Annotated in this window: 10 protein-coding genes, 2 pseudogenes and 1 CRISPR repeat array (1 of these 13 cut by a window edge); of the genes and pseudogenes, 5 read left to right on the top strand and 7 right to left on the bottom strand. The window is 67.9% G+C overall.

Annotated features, from left to right (window positions below; genetic code table 11):
* Positions 1–132 precede the first annotated feature (132 nt).
* The 4 genes from ACVV2G_RS29215 to ACVV2G_RS29200 form a co-directional block, all read right to left on the bottom strand.
* Positions 133–669: a DUF4240 domain-containing protein gene (locus tag ACVV2G_RS29215; protein ID WP_093797190.1), complete on the bottom strand. Its 537-nt coding sequence runs from the start codon at positions 667–669 to the stop codon at positions 133–135.
* A gap of 80 nt (positions 670–749) precedes the next feature.
* Positions 750–2,096 carry a site-specific integrase gene (locus ACVV2G_RS29210; protein ID WP_218058165.1) on the bottom strand — a complete coding sequence of 449 codons (1,347 nt, stop codon included), beginning with the start codon at positions 2,094–2,096 and terminating at the stop codon, positions 750–752.
* 123 nt (positions 2,097–2,219) lie between these two features.
* Entirely contained in the window at positions 2,220–2,546 is a 327-nt protein-coding gene (locus ACVV2G_RS29205; RefSeq protein ID WP_093797192.1) for a helix-turn-helix domain-containing protein, read from the bottom strand.
* The gene (locus tag ACVV2G_RS29200) at positions 2,546–3,664 is read right to left on the bottom strand and encodes a tyrosine-type recombinase/integrase (protein WP_453845775.1); all 1,119 of its coding nucleotides are present in this window, start codon (positions 3,662–3,664) and stop codon (positions 2,546–2,548) included. The genes ACVV2G_RS29205 and ACVV2G_RS29200 overlap by 1 nt, the downstream gene beginning before the upstream one ends.
* A 356-nt stretch (positions 3,665–4,020) precedes the next feature.
* Here ACVV2G_RS29200 and ACVV2G_RS29195 point away from each other — a divergent pair.
* Positions 4,021–7,156: pseudogene (locus ACVV2G_RS29195) on the top strand (Tn3 family transposase).
* A gap of 47 nt (positions 7,157–7,203) precedes the next feature.
* Here the strand turns inward: ACVV2G_RS29195 and ACVV2G_RS29190 are convergent.
* On the bottom strand, positions 7,204–7,962 hold the full coding sequence (locus ACVV2G_RS29190) for an SDR family NAD(P)-dependent oxidoreductase (protein WP_453845774.1): 759 nt from the start codon (positions 7,960–7,962) through the stop codon (positions 7,204–7,206).
* A gap of 147 nt (positions 7,963–8,109) precedes the next feature.
* Here ACVV2G_RS29190 and ACVV2G_RS29185 point away from each other — a divergent pair, with 147 nt between their 5' ends.
* The 3 genes from ACVV2G_RS29185 to ACVV2G_RS29175 all read left to right on the top strand — a co-directional run bounded on the left by ACVV2G_RS29185 (position 8,110) and on the right by ACVV2G_RS29175 (position 11,123).
* Entirely contained in the window at positions 8,110–8,745 is a 636-nt protein-coding gene (locus ACVV2G_RS29185) for a TetR/AcrR family transcriptional regulator (protein ID WP_453845773.1), read from the top strand.
* A gap of 148 nt (positions 8,746–8,893) precedes the next feature.
* Positions 8,894–10,051, top strand: coding sequence for an IS30 family transposase (locus ACVV2G_RS29180; protein WP_453845777.1), 1,158 nt, complete (start codon positions 8,894–8,896; stop codon positions 10,049–10,051).
* Positions 10,052–10,205: 154 nt separating this feature from the next.
* Positions 10,206–11,123 carry a recombinase family protein gene (locus ACVV2G_RS29175; RefSeq protein ID WP_453845772.1) on the top strand — a complete coding sequence of 306 codons (918 nt, stop codon included), beginning with the start codon at positions 10,206–10,208 and terminating at the stop codon, positions 11,121–11,123.
* A 513-nt stretch (positions 11,124–11,636) separates the two neighbouring features.
* Here the strand turns inward: ACVV2G_RS29175 and ACVV2G_RS29170 are convergent.
* Positions 11,637–12,047, bottom strand: a pseudogene (locus ACVV2G_RS29170) (RHS repeat-associated core domain-containing protein); the annotation flags it as partial.
* 276 nt (positions 12,048–12,323) lie between these two features.
* On the bottom strand, positions 12,324–15,665 hold the full coding sequence (locus ACVV2G_RS29165; protein WP_453845771.1) for an RHS repeat-associated core domain-containing protein: 3,342 nt from the start codon (positions 15,663–15,665) through the stop codon (positions 12,324–12,326).
* A gap of 609 nt (positions 15,666–16,274) precedes the next feature.
* Between ACVV2G_RS29165 and ACVV2G_RS29160 the strand changes: the two genes are divergently transcribed.
* Positions 16,275–16,592: a hypothetical protein gene (locus tag ACVV2G_RS29160; protein ID WP_453845770.1), complete on the top strand. Its 318-nt coding sequence runs from the start codon at positions 16,275–16,277 to the stop codon at positions 16,590–16,592.
* A 251-nt stretch (positions 16,593–16,843) separates the two neighbouring features.
* A CRISPR array of direct repeats spans positions 16,844–17,133; the repeat unit is 29 nt; unit sequence GGGACCATCCCCGCGGGTGCGGGGAGCAG; it runs 102 nt beyond the window's last position.

Raw genomic sequence — 17,133 nt, 5'->3', positions numbered from 1 at the left:
GACTGGTGGGCTCGCATGTTGAGGTGCCGCGTATTCGTCAGCGGAGACCGATTCTCGCCCTCAGGGCGTGACAGACAGTGATCGCCGGGAAGTCTCGCCTCCGCTGGGTGCCTCGTGATCGCGATTCGCCGCTTACTCCAGGTAGAGAGCTGCCAAGCGTGGCAGGTGGCGAGTCATTTCGCTGTGGTCGTCGAAGTCGAAGTCCCAGGTGGGGTCCAGCTCCGGGTAGCGGATGGTGAATGCGTCGTCCGGGAGTTGCTTGCCGGTCGCCATGACGTGTGCGTTCCAGACGATACTCAGCGTCTCCTCGCACTCGAGGTCGATTCCGTCGGCTGCTGCAGCTCGCACGATGGGCACTTCTGCGAGGGCATCGGGGTCAGCGACTATGCGCTCGAAGACCTCGCGTCCCTGCGCGATCAGCCAGCCGCGAAAGTAGTCGAAGCCGTCGTCGGAGCATCCGCCGTTGATCACGTAGGCAGCGGCCCACAGAGGATTCGTGTAAGAGTCGGCCATCAGGTCCCACAAAACCTGCTGAGCGGCGACGATCTCCTCGGCCGGGTGCGTGGCCAGTTGCGAGGCTGCCCGGCGGGCGACAACTTCTCCGTCGTTCGGGTTGGACGCCTGGTTGTGGGCTACCTCGATGAGCTGCCAGAACTGCTCTTTGTTCATGGCGGCAGAGCATGCCACCTGGTACTGACATCATGCCGGTCCCGGGAAGTTGGCCCGCCAGAGTAACCATGTCGCCCCCGTCAGCGTGTGTGGTCGCCGGGGGCGTATCGGCTCCAGGTTCCGCCGGCTTCGGTGACTAGCCGGGTGGCGGTCTTGTCGTGGTAGCCAAGGGCTTTCGCGATGACGGGAGCCGGTGCCTGGAGGACGAGTTGACGGATCGCGGAGGTCCTGCCGCGTTGCGGTGGGACGCCGATCTTCCGCAGGTGGACTTGGAGGCTGACCGGATTCATAGGCTGTCCGGGCTGGCGGCCCGGGAAAAGCCACTGTGAGCTTCTGCTGCTGGCGTAGGGCAGGTGCTGGCGGGACTGGACGTATGCCCGCATGAGGTCAGCGACGGGCTCTGGAAGCGGGGACGGCGGGTCTCCCAGCCGGACGGTGACGGTGGCCCCGTCGTCGATGACGTCGTTGACAGTGAGGCGGACGATGCGGGTGACGGGTTGCGCGTAGAGGAGAACGAGCGCGGCGGCGACCCGGGCCCGCAGGGACAGGGAGTCGTCGTTGAGGGTCCGCCGGAGAATGGCGAGTCGGCGGTGCTGGTGCAGCGGCGCTTGGTCCTGGTTGATGACCTGGGGTGGCAGGGTGAGGCGGGGCATCCGGCTCGTCTTCATGCACCAGCGCAGGAACGTCTGGGCCGGGCGCCGGGTGGCCAGCTTCGCGGTGTGCCAGGCGTCGAGGTCGGCCTGCTGGCAGTGTTCGAGGGCGCGGCCTCGGTCGGCGAGCCAGACGAGGAAGGCGCCTGCCTGGGTGATCTCCTGTTTCGCCTGGCTGGTCTGGGAGCGTCCCAGAGGCCCCTTCTCGGCCTTGCTCCGCAGGCGCCGCATCTGGTGCCAGGTGGCGAAGTGCTGAAGAAGCCGACAGTGTTCGGGGTCCTCAATGACGGCGAGTCGTTCGGTCAGCCAGCGCTGATAGAGCATGAGCTGTCGGTCGACGCGTGGCAGGACGCCGCTGTCCATCAGCAGGTCACGCAGGTGGGCAACGGTTCGCCAGGGTGCTTCCTGGTGCAGTCCGTCGTGGGTGAGCGGGATGGTGCCGGTGGCCAGGCCCCGGAGGAGGCGGACGACGTTGGGGTTGCGGAGCCAGATGAGCCGGCTCTTGGGCCGGTCCATCTTCAGCAGGGTGGTGACCAGTGGTTGCAGCGGAAGCGCGACGTGCCCGGTGCCGTCGTCGAGGAGGCGGGCGAGGGCGTCGGCGAGAGTGCAGCGTTCGCAGAGACGCCCGCCGAGTAGGAGCCCTTCGAAGCCGCAACGGTCGCAGAAGAAGTCGCGGGTGATGCCCGCGCAGTCGCGGCAGATTGAATTACCGGCGGTGTCCAGACCGGGTAGTAGCCGGTCGGTTCGGCAGTTGAGGCAGGAGCCGCGGACGCGCATCGCGCGGTCATAGCAGGTCCGGCAAATTGGGCCGTCCGACCATTCCGCCGACTTCGCCGCCCGACGGCCGCAGCGTGCGCAGTTTCGGACATGCCAACGCTCGTACTCTTCCGGCGTCATCGCTCAGCTCTCGGGAGTCAGCCGGACCCGCGTGGGTCGTCGGGCAGCGAGGTTGATCGGTACCTCTTCGCCGGCGGCGCGACGGGCTGGGAGGTTCTGGGCCGAGGTGGCGATCAGATCGGCGGGTGTGCAGTCGAGGATGTCGCAGAGGGTGGCCAGCACCGGCAGGGACAGCCGTTCCGGGGTGCCGGAGACCAGGCGGTGGACCTGGGAGGAGGACAGTGTGATGCCGCGTTCGGTCAGGTGCGGCATGAGCTCGGCGACGGTGAACATGCCGCGGGCGGCCATCAGCTCGCGCAGGCGCCACCGGTAGCTGATCTGGCGTGGCATCAGGAGGTCCTTCCCGGCCGCAGAGCGGCCTCGATGGTGGCGTCCAGGACGCGACGCAGGGAGCGGGTGCGGAAGTCGGAGGAGACGCAGGTGTAGATCGCGGTAGTGGAAGCGTGGTCGTGGCCGACCTGCTGTTGGACGAACAGCGGGTCGTGGCCGTCCTCGATCAGGTGGGTGATGTAGGACCTGCGCAGCGAGTGGAACTCCAGCGCGGGGTCCAAGCCGGCGGCATCCCGGTAGGAGGCGAAGCGGGAGTCCAGCCGCTGGACCCCGATCCGCGGGCCTCTCTCGGACGGCCAGAGGGCTCTGCTGGTCGAATGCCGCATCCCAGGCCGGACCTCGCTGATCCACTCCTCGATCGTGCCGGGTGTCCAGTGCCAGACAGTCAGCACGCTGCGGCGCTTGGGCGGTGAGCCCTTCTTGGCCTTGCCGTAGCGGACCAGCAGGGTGCCGTACTCGCCGAACTCCCGGCCTTCCGGATTGCGGCCGAAGTCGGTGAGATCCAGCATCCGGGTCTCGTTGCGGCGCAGGCCGTAGGCGTACGCAACCTTGAACAGGACGGCATCGCGGAAGGCCGGCAACCAGCCCCTGCGGCCCTTGCCGCGAACGCGCACCACCTCCTCGTCGGCATGGTCGAAGAACGCCTCCAGCTCGGGCCGGGTGAAGGCCCGTCGTTCCGGCTCGCCTTCGGCCTCGTCGGCGTGCGCCGCGGCGTTCCAGTCGTAGACCACCTGGACCGGGTGGGTGCCGAAGTGCCGCAGGCACTCGTCGGTCCAGCCGTAGGCGGGGTTGGTCAGGAAGTCGCAGAACTGGCGTACGGAGCCCTGGTAGTTGCGCAGGGTGGAGCGGACGCAGCCGTGCACGGCCCGCAGATCGGCCGACCACTCGTCGACGTGCTGCGGCGTCCACTGCCACGGCATCGCATCGGCGTGCCGGGTGAAGGCCCGGACTGTGCGTTCCTGGTCACCGACGTATCCCATCGACAGGTTCCGGGCGAGTTGCTGGTTGCGCCAGCCTTTGATCATCGCCTCGAAGACCTGCTCGTCCGGCCGCAACAACGGCAGCCCGTCCACCAAGTGCAGCCGAGCAGCCCCTGGAACAAGGCCGTCTCCACCCATCCGCCATCACTCTCCGTCTATCGCATCTGACGCGAGAATTTCGCATCAGATGCGACCGGGGGACGTCTTCGCAGTTCAATCGCTCGATGGAGTGAGACTCGCAGGCGTCCGCCGAGGAGACCGCTACCGTGGTTCCGAGGTCAGCGTCCCTGGCGAGACCACTTCCATGCGGTCGTGGGCCAATCTCCAGGACGGGTGTCGCCTATTCGCATCCGATGCAATTGGCGTCGGTAGGAACATCGGTACAGCCGTTGGCGCTGAGAACGATCATGGTCGGCTAGCACACCGGTTGAGGGCTCCGCTGGGGTTCGCGGAAAGATCGCTGGGCCGGTGTCAGGGCTGGGTACGGTCCGCTCGTGCCGGTGGAGTTTCTGACTGATGAGCAGGCCGAGGCGTACGGGAAGTTCGCCGAGGAGCCGACCCGCCCCGAGCTGGAGCGGTTCTTCTTCCTGGACGACGTCGACCGCGATCTGATCGCGCTGCGGCGTTCCACACACCACCAGCTCGGCTTCGCGCTTCAGATGTGCACGGTGCGCTACATCGGCCGGTTCCTCCCGGACGACCCGCTGGAGGCGCCGTGGCCGGTGGTCGAGCACCTGGCCGGGCAGCTCGGTATCGAGGATCCGTCGGTGGTGAAGCGGTACACCGAGCGGCCGAAGACGGCGTACGAGCACGCGTGGGAGATCCGGGATGCCTACGAGTACCACGATTACGACGATGCGGAGTGGTCCCGGCGGTTCCGCACCTTCCTGCACGGCCGGGCGTGGACGCACGCCGAGGGCCCGAAGGCGCTGTTCGACCACGCGGCGGGCTGGCTGCGCCGTCACCGGGTGCTGCTGCCCGGGGTGTCGGTGCTGGCCCGGCAGGTGTCGGAGGTGCGGAAGGTCGCGGACAAGCGGCTGCACGCCACCATCGCGGGCGCTGCCCGCCGCGTGGACCCGGCGCTGCCCGGGGATCTGGTGGCGACGCTGAAGACTCCGGAGGGTTCCCGGTTCTCGGAGCTGGAGCGGCTGCGCCGGCCGCCGACGCGGACCACCGGCACGGCGTTCGCCCGCGCGCTGGAGCGGGTGGACGAGATCGGCGCCTACCGGCTCGGCAGGCTGAGGCTGTCGCAGATCCCGCCGAACCGGATGGCGGCGTTGGCTCGGTATGCGCTGGGGTCAAAGGCGCCGTTGCTGGAGCGGGCGGCGGAGCCGAAGCGCACGGCGATGCTCACCGCGGTGATGCGGCACCTGGAGGCGAAGGCGATCGATGAGGCCCTGGACCTGTTCCAGGTCCTCATGGCCACCCGCCTGTTGAACACGGCGAAGCGCAAGACGGAGAAGGAGCGGCTGTCGACGCTGCCGCAGTTGGAGAAGGCGTCACGGGTGGTCGCGCGGGCAGCGAAGGTGCTGTTCGAGGAGCTGGAACTGGTCGAACACCAGGAGGCGGACCTGGACGTGGCCGTGCTGTGGGCTGCGGTGGAGGAGGTCGCCCCGCGCGCCGCCGTGATGACCGCGGCGGCCACGGTGGTCTCGTTGGTGCCCGAGGACGAGAACTCGGCCGAGGTTGCCATGCGGGCCGCGCTCGTGAATCGGTACGCCACGGTGCGCCCGTTCCTCGCGTTGCTGGGTGAGTCGAAGGCGCTGGACGCGGCGAGTGCCGGGGAGCGGGTCCTGGCCGGAGTGCGCGGTCTTCCGGCGTTGGCACGGCGGAAGGTGGGGGTGAAGCCGCTGCTGCCGCGTGAGGTGGACGACAAGCTCGTGCCGCCGGCCTGGCGCAAGGCGGTCTACGCCAACCCCGACCTGCCGCAGGGCGCGGTGGACAGGGACGCGTACGTGGTGTGCGTGCTGGAGCAGCTGCACCGGGCCGGCCCTGAACAACCGTGACGTGTTCGCCTCACCCTCTCACCGCTGGTCCAACCCGCGCGCCCGCCTGCTGGACGGGCCCGACTGGGGCGCGGTCGAGGAGGACGTCCTGGCGGCCCTGAGCCTGGACATGCCCGTGGAGGAGCACCTAGCGGAGTTGGTGCGGGGCCTGGACGCCGGATGGAAGCAGCTCGCGACGCGCCTGGAAGAGGCGGGGCCGGCGGCGAAGGTCTCCATCGAGGTGCAGGACGACGGGCGGGTGAAGCTGAACGTTGACAAGCTCGGCGCGCTCGGCGAACCGAAATCCCTGACCTGGCTGCGCCAGCGGGTCGAGAAGATGCTCCCGAAGATCGACCTGCCGGACCTGCTGTTCGAGGTGAACGCCTGGACCGGCTTCCTCGACGCCTTCGTCCACCTCGGCGACGGCACGACCCGGATGAAGGACCTGCCCACCTCGGTGGTAGCGCTGCTGGTGTCCGAGGCGTGCAACATCGGCCTGGCCCCGGTGGTCAACCCCGGCTACGAGGCCCTGACCCGGGCCCGGCTCGTGCACGTCGACCAGTACTACCTGCGCGCCGACACCATCGCCGCGGCGAACGCGCGGCTCATCGCCGCCCAGGCCGACATCCCGATCGTGCGCTACTGGGGCGACGGGCTGCTCGCCTCCGTGGACGGACTGCGCTTCCAGGTACCGGTGCGCACCATCAACGCCGCCCCGTCACCGAAGTACTTCGGGTTCAAGCGCGGCATCACCTGGCTCAACGCCGTCAACGACCAGGTCGCGGGCATCGGGCAGATGGTCGTGCCCGGCACCCCGCGCGACTCCCTGCACATTCTGGACGCCCTTCTGAACCTCGACGGCGGCGTGAAGCCGGAGATGGTGGCCACCGACAACGCCTCGTACTCCGACATGGTGTTCGGCCTGTTCAAGATCCTCGGCTACAACTTCAGCCCCCGGTTCCGCGACCTGGACGACCAGCGGTTCTGGCGGGCCACGATGCCCGGCGTCGCCACCGGCACCTACGGCGCGGTGGAGGACCTGGCCCGCAACCGCGTGAACCTCAACAAAGTGATCACGCACTGGCCGGACATGCTGAAGGTCGCCGGTTCCCTGGTCACCAACCAGGTCCGCGCCTACGACCTGCTGCGCATGTTCGGCCGCGACGGCCGCCCCACCCCGCTCGGGGCAGCGTTCGCGGAGTACGGGCGGATCGCCAAGACCGAGCACCTGCTACGGGTGGTCGACCCGGTGGACGACACCTACCGCCGGCAGATGAACCGGCAGCTCACCGTCCAGGAGTCCCGCCACAAGCTCGCCCGGGACGTGTGCCACGGCAAGCGCGGCACCATCCACCAGGCGTACCGCGACGGAATGGAGGACCAGCTCGGCGCGCTCGGCCTGGTCCTCAACGCCATCGTGCTCTGGACCACCCGCTACATCGACGCCGCCGTCGTCCAGCTCCGCGCCGAGGGCCACGAGCTGCGGGACGAGGACATCGCCCGGCTCTCCCCGCTCAAGCACCGCAACCTGAACCTGCTCGGCCGCTACAGCTTCACCGCCAGCGTCCCGGCCGCCGGCGCCCTGCGCCCGCTGCGCGACCCGGACGCGATCGAGCCGGATGAAGACGAGACCGGCGCAGAATGAATCCGGCGCGCCGTTGCCTGTGGCCCGGGACAGGCTCGCCCGGTCGGTCAGAGGAGGGCGCCGCCGGAGACCTCGATGCGCTGGGCGGTCATCCAGCGCAGGCCCTCGGACGCCAGCGTGGCGATGGCGTCGCCGATCTCCTCGGGTTCGCCGACGCGGCCGAGCGCGGTCTGCCCGGCCAGACCCTGGCGCATACCGGCGTCATCCCGCATGGCACCGCCGTTGAAGTCGGTGGCGGTCGGCCCCGGGGCAATGGAGTTGACCCGGATACCTCGGGGGCCGAGTTCTGCGGCCAGAGTGCGGCTCAGAGCCTCGACGGCGGCCTTCGAGGCGGAGTAGACCGAGGTCGCGGGACTGGTGTGGCGAGTCAACGACGACGAGACGTTGATGACCCGGGCGCCCTGCGCCAGCATCGGCACAAGCGACTGGATGAGGAAGAACGTGCCCCGCACGTTCGTGCCGAACACCGTGTCGAAGTCGTCGGCCGTGACAGCTTCCAGCGGACCGAAGACACCAACCCCCGCGTTGTTGACCACGATGTCGAGCCGCGAAGCCCCCCAGCGCTCCAGCAGTGCGCTCAGCTCGGAAGTGAAGGCTCCGAAAGAGGAGATGTCGCTGATATCGAGACGCACGACAGCGGCAGTCCCACCCGCAGCGTGCACGTGCTGCGCCGTCTCCTCGGCCCCGGCCACATCACCGCGATGAGTGACCACGACCCGCACCCCGCGCGCCGCCAGCGCAAGAGCTGTACTCCGGCCCAGACCACGGTTCCCACCGGTCACCAAAGCGATCCTGTCGGCTGTCATCAGCTACTCCCTCATCACACGGCACCAAAGAGACATCGGGCACCGCCATCAGATGCGAGTCGCTCGACTCGCCTTTCCATTGCAGCGTAGGCACGCCAAAAGAGGCGAGTCAAGTGACTCGCCTCGGATCTGGGGCATACTGCACGCATGGCAGCAGAGCTCTCCGCACATCACCGCCGTCTCGCCCAGCGGAAGCGTGAGGCGATCATCTCCGCAGCCACGGACCTCTTCCTGAACCGCGGCTACGACGGCACTTCCCTCGCCCGCATTGCCGAAGGGGCGGCAGTCTCGAAGTCCACCCTGTTCAAGCAGTTCCCCACCAAGGCAGCCCTCTTCGAGGCCATCGTCACCGAGTCCTGGCAGCGTGACGCCGCAGGCGCCGTCGCGCGACCTCAGGCCGGAGACCTGCGTTCCGGCCTGACCTCCATCGGTCACCGCTACGCCGACCTGATCGGCCGGCCCGGTATGACAGCCCTGTTCCGCATCGTCATCGCCGAGCTGCCCCGCTTCCCCGAACTGGGACGGATGCAGTTCCAGCTCGGCAAGCTGCCCTACTTCACCTCGGTCCAGCGCTACCTGGAGTCGGAGCACGAGGCCGGTAACGCCGACGTCCCGGACGCCGAGAGCGCCGCCAACCAGTTCCTCGGGATGATCGCCAACTACGTCCTGTGGCCCCGCATGCTACTGACCGACTGGAACCCCGCAGCCTCTGACATCCGCTACGCCGTCGAGCAGGCGGTAGAGACCACGCTCGCCCGCTACGCCTCCGATCGACCAGCCTGATCCAAGGCTGGATTCGTACGCCGCCGCCCCAGCACTGGAGGGGGCTCGCGGAGCCGCGACCGTGCGGGCCGTAGCTGTCGTCAAACGATGGCACCCTCAAGTGATCAACGCACCACCCACGGGTGATCATGTGATCGTGGAGGCACAGGTGCGTGACTACGGGTTCTCGCTGGCTCAGCAGGATGAGATCTGGAGACGCTGGCGCGAGGGGCAGTCGTTCAGCTTGATCGGGCGGGCGCTCGGGGCGCCGATGCAGAGCGCCCGCCGGTTCCTGTGCCAGAGCGGCGGCGTCCGCCTCGCCCCGCAGGCGCGGTCAGAGCGGCATTTGAGTGGCCGCGAGAGGGAGGAGATCTCTCGCGGCATCGCGGCGGGAGAATCGGCCCGGCAGCTGGCCAAGCGGCTGGGCCGGTCCCCTTCGACCGTCTCCCGTGAGATCGCCCGCAACGGCGGCCGAGACCGCTACCGAGCCGCTACCGCCGCCTACGGACGCGGGCGCCGACCCAAGCAGGCCAAGCTCGCCCAGCGGCCCGCTCTGCGCGTCCTGGTGGAGGCCAAGCTGGCTCTGTGCTGGTCACCCGAGCAGATCGCAGGATGGCTGCGACGGCAGTTTCCTGGTGACGCCTCCATGCAGATCTCGCACGAAGCGATCTACCTCTCGCTCTACGACCCTCGCCGGCGCCAGGCGATCGACCGCAGCCTCACCCAGCGGTTGAGGTCAGGCAGGCCAATGCGCCGTCCGAAGCTCGCCCGCCGTCCCACGGGCCGGGGGATCATCCGCGGCATGGTGTCCATCACCGACCGCCCTGCCGAGGTCGAGGACCGCAAGGTCCCCGGCCATTGGGAGGGCGACCTCGTGATGGGCACCCGGCCTTCGGCAGTCGCCACGCTGGTCGAACGCACCAGCCGCTACACGACCATCGTCGCGCTGCCGGACGGCATCAAGGCCGAGCAGGTCACCCCGCATCTCACCAGGATCCTCCTCGACATCCCGCCTCAACTGCGTCGAACACTCACTTGGGACCGCGGCCGGGAGATAGCCGAGCACCAGGCCATCACCGCCGAGACCCGGATGCCGATCTACCTCTGCAAGCCACGGAGCCCGTGGCAGCGCGGCACCAACGAGAACACCAACCGACTGCTACGGCAGTACCTCCCCAAGGGAGCTGACCTCCGCACGTTCAGCCAGGCCGACCTGGACGTCATCGCCCACGAGCTCAACCACCGTCCACGCAAGACCCACGGCTACCGCACTCCTGCGGAGGTCTACGCTGGCCTCCTGAACAGCGGTGATGCGCTGACCGCTTGAGCTCGCCACCGTTTGACGACAGGCGGCCGACGCGTCCAATGAACCCATGCAATCCGGGGGTTCGAGGCGGCGCGAATCCAATCCGATCCGATGGTGATTGCTGACAGGGTTTGACGACAGATAGGGTCCGATCCTCCGTACGGAAGGGGCCCCGGTGGCGAACCTGGTCTACAAGCGGGTCTCGACCGACCGGCAGTCGGCCGCCCGGCAGAACCTCGTTCTGGACGAGGCCGGGATCGAGCACCCGGTCGTCTTCGAGGAGGACGGCGGCACCTCCAGCCGCCTGCACCCGCTCCAGCGCCCGAAGTTCCGCGCGCTCCTCGACTACGCGCGGCCCGGGGACACCGTGCACATCTCCGAGATGTTCCGCCTCGTGCGCGGGACCGGACACATCCTCGACGTGCTCGACGTCCTCCACCGCGACCAGGTCGCGCTGCGCATCCACGACGGCGCGTTCTCCGCGATGGACCTCACCGCCCGCCACCCGCGCACCGGCGAACTGCTGTCCACCGTGAAGTTCATGGTGCAGACCCTTGCCGCCGCCGGCGAACTCCAGCGTGACCTCCAGCGCGAGCTGACCTACGACGGACTGCGCGCCGCCGAGGCCAAGGGCAGCAAAGGCGGACGCCGCCCCGCCGTGGCGGCCACGACGACCGATGACGTGCGCGCCGCGTACCTGGAAGGCCGCTCGATCGCCGCCCTTGCCCGCGACCACGGCGTCAGCCGCGGAGCCATCCGCACGGCCGTCGCCGACCTCCTGCCCGACCACACCCCCACCGAGGAGGGCGCCCCCGCCCTGGAGCTGTCGGTCACCCTCGACATGCCGGGCAAGGTCGCCGACTACCTGCGCGCCACCGAGCTGGAGCCAGCCGAGCGGGCCGCGCTTGACCAGGGGACGACCGTACGGCGCGGCCAGGGCTACACCCTGCGCGTCAGCGCCGTCCCCGCCGTACACCGCCAGCTCCTCGCTCGCTGTCAGCCGCTCGACGGCGGCCAGGGCCTCCCCGCAGTTCCGGCCCAGCGCAAGGCCCGCAGAGAGTACGAGAACCGGGTCAGCGCACTCACACCCTGACCATGATCAATCTCAGCGCCAACCGCTGTACCGATGTTCCCCGAGGCCGTGCCAGGAGACCAGGCCGGATATCGGTAGCTAGCCGCGCCACCCAAGTTACCCATAGGTCAAACCTTCCATTTTGCGAAACTCGACATACTCAGCCCCGTCAGCCGCCATCTGGCTTTCTGCGCCCCACCTTTTCTCGCCTGACTCGAGCAACCGTCTTTATGGCGCGCCAGCAGAAGATGATGACGAGCCACATGAGAGCCCCACCGACTCCGTTCGAGGCGGACTGCCCCGCACTTGCGTCTGTGAACACCAACGCACCAAGGAAGATAATGACCCCCCAAGCGGCAGAAACGCCGATGATGGCGGGAAGTTCACGGCTCAAACTCTTCACTTATCCTCCTCTGGGCGAGTCCTCGTATTGGATTCTTTCTGGGGCTGCATACGGCGAAGCGCAGCCAGGGTGGGAGCAGTCCCAGCCCTGGCTGCAACCGATCCTTCGAATTGTTCTGCCAGAGGTGAGAGTCAGAATTTCCGGGCAGCCCAATTGCTTTGGCAGGAAAGAGCCTGTCCCGCATCACGACTGAGATTTTGCCACGCTACCGGGTCGTCATCTCGAACCGAGTTGTTCACGTAGCATGCCAACCCGATGACATCTGCGGGCTTCGAATACTTTCCGAAGACGCTCCCAACTTTTTTCGTGCCGTTCTTGAGCCAGTCAGGGATGTCAGGTGTGGGGAAAAGTCCCGTCGGGTCCACCAGGTTTACAGGGTCGCCGACGGCGTACAGGTAGGGGTTGGTTTCCTGGCCGGATGGGTCGGGTTGGGTGAAGCGGCCGAGGGTGGGGTCGTAGTAGCGGTGCCCCATCTTGTACAGGCCGGTCGGGTCGGCGTAGGCGCCCGCGTAGCGGTAGGGCTGGGGGACGGCCTCGGTGGTGGCTCTGCCGAGAAAAGACGCGACACACGCAAGGGCCTCGAAACGGTTCCGAGGCCCTTGCATCGCGGCTTCACCGAATCAGCGCCAACATATCGCGCTGAGTGACACGCGATAAGGACTGGGGCGCCCTGTGCTGGTCTCTTTAAGTCACCGCCTGCGATTCTTGGCCACGACGATCAGCACGATTCCGACGAGAAAGGCGATGCCCAGGATGACACTGATGACCGTGCTACCGCCGCTTGCGCCACCCGCTGCGAAGATCATGCTGCATACTCCCTAGCTAGTGATCAACTTGTTGGCTCCGTAGCCGAGAGCCGCATACCCAGCGTCGACTCCGGTGGCAGCCTTGCCGGCAGCTGCGCTTCCCTTCGCCAACGCTGACGCGCCACCCCCGACACCAAGAGTGAATGCACTGACCACAGCCACTCCCGCGATCTCGGATCCGGAGGCACCGCTGACAGCAGCACCTGCGATGTCTGCACCAGCCGCTGCTACGCCAAGGCCGATACCCAAAGGCCCCGAAGCCACGAGCGCACCCAGCGTCAAGCCGATGCCGACGCCTTCAAGTACTCCGCCGAGAGACAACAACCCACTCGGATCGCTGTTGTTGATGGGGTCACCGGCCGCATAGAGGTACGCGTTCTTCTCCTGGCCGGAGGGGTCGGGTTGGGTGAAGCGGCCGAGGGTGGGGTCGTAGTAGCGGTGGCCCATCTTGTACAGGCCGGTCGGGTCGGCGTAGGCGCCCGCGTAGCGGTACGGCTGGGGGACGGCCTCGGTGGTGGTGCCGCGAGGCAGGCCCGTGGGTCCGTACGCGTAGGTGTGGGTGCGCTTGCCCGCGTCGTCGGCGAGACCGAGGACGTTGCCGGTGGCGTCGGTGAGGTAGTAGTAGGACTTCCCCCCAGTCGTCATGGAGTTCAACGTGCCCGCCGGTTCGCGGATGAATCCGGTGTCCACACCGCTGGTGGTCGTGGAGGCGAGGCCGAGGGCCGTGTGGTGGAACCACGTGTCGCCTAGCTTGGTGCGCTCCGCGTTGCTGGTGCCGGCGTGGACCAGGTCGTAGGTCTTGCCGCCGGTGGTGATGCCGGCCAGCTGGCTGTAGTCGGTCCACGACTCGCCGGTACGCGGGGTGGTGTCGGCTGCGGCGGTTTCGTTGCCGAGCTTGTCGTAGGACCAGCCGGTCGCGGTCCCGTTCTTGCCGGTCAGCTGTGAGGCGTCGTTGTAGGTGTACGTGGTGGCGCCGGGGCAGGTGTTCTTGCTGCCGTCCCGGCTGGTGAGGTTTCCGGCCTTGTCGAAGCAGTACAGCCACGACGCCTTCCGCGCACCGGCGGAGTCGGCTTCCAGGGCGTAGGTGAGGCGGTCCTGGGAGTCGTAGGTGTAGGTGGTCTTGTACTGGGTGAGGTTGTCGGTGCGGGTGCGGATCTTGGTGGTGTCCTTGCCTGCGCTCGTGTAGCTGTAGGTGAGGTCGATGAAGGTTTGAGTACCGGAGGTGGTCTTGATCTTCTCCGGGCGGCCGTTCTTGTCGATGGTGACGGTCTGGGTGGTGCCGCCGGGGTAGACGGTCTTGGTGCGCTTGTCGTTGTTGTTGTACTCGAAGTCGGTCTTCTTGCCGTCCGGCGCCGTCAGGTGATCGAGGCGGCCGGCCGCGTCCCAGGTGTAGTCCGTCTTCCCGGTCGGGTCGGTGTAGAAGTCGACATCGCCGCCCGGGGTGTAGGCCAGGGCGGTCTGGGCGCCGTTTTGCAGGGTGCGGCGCTTCTCGCGGTTGAGCTTGTCGTACTCCCAGGTGGTGGTGCCGGTGGCGTCGGTGCGGGTCTTCACGTTGCCGTCGCCGTCGTAGGTGTAGGTGACGGTGGAGTTGGTGGAGGAGACCTCGCGGACGCGGTCACGGTTGTCGTAGGTGTAGACGGTTTTGATGCCGCGGCCGTCGGTGACGGTCTCGACCCTGCCCAGTGCGTCGTAGGTGTTGGTCGTCTCGCCCAGCGGGGCTGGCGGCTTCACCTTCCACAGGTTGCCGTGGTCGTCGTAGGTGAAGGAGGTGACCTTGCCGCCCGCGTCCTTGGCGGTGCAGCGCTGGCCCTCGAAGCCGCCGCACTTGGGGGTGGCTTCGTTGTAGGTGTACTCGCGGGTGCCGCCGGCGGTGCCCGACGTCGTCACCGACATCGTGTTGCCGTTGGCGTCGTACTTGAAGGAGTCCTTGCGGCCGTCCGCGGTGGTGAAGTCGTTGGGCAGGTCGGTGCCGGCGACCGTCTGGTACGCCGTCACGGACGCCGTCGCCCCGAGCGGGAGCTTCTGGGAGACGGCGTTGTTGCGGCCGTCCCAGCCGTAGGTGGTGGTGTTGCCGCCGGTGCCGTCCGTGCCGGTGCCCATCGCGTCGATCGCGGTCTGGGTGAGGTGGTTCTTGTAGGTGGAGTGGCGTGAGTGGTCGAGGGGGTCGGTGACCTTGGTGACCTCGCCGTCGGCGTTGTGCGTGTAGATCGTCTCGTCGCCGTCCGGGTCCGTCACGGTCGTGGTGCCGGCGTCGGAGGGGGTGGCCGCGCTGTAGTCGTAGCGCCAGGTCGGGCCCGTGTGCCCGCCGGAGGCGGATTCTGTGGCGCGTTGCATGGAGGTGACGCGGTTGTGGCTGTCGTAGGTGAACAGGGTGACGGTGCCTTCGGGGGTGGTCACCTTCGTCACGCGGCGGGAGGAGTCGTACTCGTAGGCGGTGGCCTTGCCGGCGGTGTCGGTGACCTTGGCGAGGTTGCCGGATCCGTCGAGGTCGAGGACGGCGGTGCGGCCGGTGTGGTCCTTGGCCTGCCACTGGTTCGGGTAGGTCTTGACGAGGTCGATCCAGCGACCCGAGCGGGTCTCGGTGAGCTTGAAGCCCTTGTGCTCGGCGCCTTCGTCGTGCTGGTCGACGGTGATCGTGCCCTTGTTCTTGTCCGTGACCTTCGTCAGGGTGCCGTGTTCGTTGTAGGTGTCTTTGGCGCCGGACTTGCGGTCGGTGAGGGTGTAGGTGCCGTCCGCGTTCTTCTTCAGGTCCTTGGAGTAGCCGGCTGGGGTGGTGTAGCCGCCGTCCGTCTTGGCGGTGAAGCGCAGCAGGGCGCCGGTGGCGTCGAAGGCGTCGACCTCGCCGTCGTTGATCTGCAGGTAGCGCTCGTATGCCTGCCACCAGCGCTGCGACACCTTCCCCCACGGTGCTTCGAGGGAGTTGTAGGTGCGGGTGAGCTGGAGTTTTTGGCCGACGCCGGCGATGTCGAAGTCGGTGGCGGCGAGCATCAGGTTGCCGTTGGAGATGTTCGTGCGCGCGACGAGCGCGTCGTTGAGGCGGGTGTCGAGGATCTGGTGCCAGGGCACCTCGCCCTGGCCTTCGGGCAGGTAGTCGGACGCCGCGGCAGCGGTGGCCGCCGAGCGGGACGCCGAGTCCTTGGCCGGTTCCTCGCCGGTGGCACGGGCCTTCTGCGCTGCCCTCCAGGCTGCGACATCGGCCGGCGGTTTGGCTTCGGCCTCCGATTCCGGCGCCGTGATCGAGCCGGCCGGTGTCGCGGGCGCTTCCACCTTGGTCGGCTTCGTCCACGGGCTTTCCGGCTGCGGTAGCTCGGGCTTCGGTGTCGCCGCCAGGCCGGGAGCCGCGGCGATCACCACGGCAGCCGTGGTGATCGCCGAGACGAGAGCGGTTCTGTGTGTTCTCCGGGCACGCCGAAACGGCGTGCTTCCAGCACGCGAGATCATCAGCTTCCCCCCACAGGAAGTCAGACGTTCAGTCAGAACCAGCGACCACGACGGTCACCGGCGACGCACAAGTTGTCACAAGAAGCACACAAAATGGCGCGGCGTCCCCCTAAACGTCCCGGGCGTGCGGGCCGGAATGAGCCCCGCCGCTTCGTCAGGCGTCGTCATGACATATACGCCCGAATCGACGTGCGACCTGGGCGGAATTGATGATTCTGTTACCGCTCGCCGCGAGCACCTTGTCCGAAAACCTGTGAGCTGGGCGTTCTCCGTGAAAGGCGAGGTCAGCAGCCGCTTCTTTTCGGCCAGGTTCACACCTGCTTCCTGTGTTGCCGGGCGTCGCCCGTCGATCATCGTCGCCGGTCATGGACGGAAAGCGCTGTCTGGGCAAGTTGTCTCAGACCAGGCGGCAGACGCGAGACGTTCCCGCATGCACGACTTCACGGAATGCACACTTCTCCCGTCCCGTATGCGTGGTCCCCCAGCCCGCGGCAACCACCCCTGCTGTGAAGGACGTTCTCGATGAACGCACTGGGCAGACGCATGCCCTGCTCCAACCCCACCCGCCGGTGCTCCTCTGCCGCACGCCGGACGACCATCCATGCCGTGCAGCGGGCCGGACGCCTGCTGTGCTGGAGCCTCGCCGCCAGCATGGCCACCGCCGCCACCGACCTGCTCCTGACACCGCAAGGGCCGTGGTGGGGCGCCCTGTGGCCCCTGCCCTGGTACCTCACCGGCCTGTCCATCCCGGCCTGGGCCATCCTGCGCATCCGCGAGAAGGCCACACAGCACCCGACCGACGAGGACACCCTCCCGGACAGCTGGGACCAGGCCGCGTAGAGCGCGCTGCGTTCAGGTGCTCGCAGCAAGCCGTATCCCGCGCAAAAGCGGACCTGGCCGCTGCTGAGGCCTCGCGCGGACCCGAGCAGGCCGGCGTTCGGCACCCTGTGCGCATACCGAGCTCGCGCTGTGCGGCTCGACGGGGTGGCTCACCAGCTGTTCGAGGCTCGCTTCAGCGCCTCCTGGCCGGGGGGGAGCCTTCAGGGGCGCGGGGAGCAGTGCTTCGCGCTCCGCGGGTCCGTGCCGCTGGTGAGATCATCCCCGCCGGTGCGGGGAGCGGCGAGAACAGGAACGTTGCTCGTGCCCAGAGGGACCATCCCCGCGGGTGCGGGGAGCGGCCACACACCGGGCAAACGCCCCAAGATCTACTGGGACCATCCCCGCGGGTTCGGGGAGCAGTGGCGGGACCGGATCGCCGAGGAAGAACAGCTGGGACCATCCCCGCGGGTGTGGGGAGCAGGTGACCGGGTCGACGTCCACGCACCGGACCTTGGGACCATCCCCGCGGGTGCGGGGAGCAGGACCCCTGCACCAGCTGCAT

This window comes from Streptomyces sp. JK94, from assembly GCF_053613315.1.
Note: the sequence above shows the minus strand (reverse complement) of the source record. Positions and strands in the feature narration are given on the sequence as shown.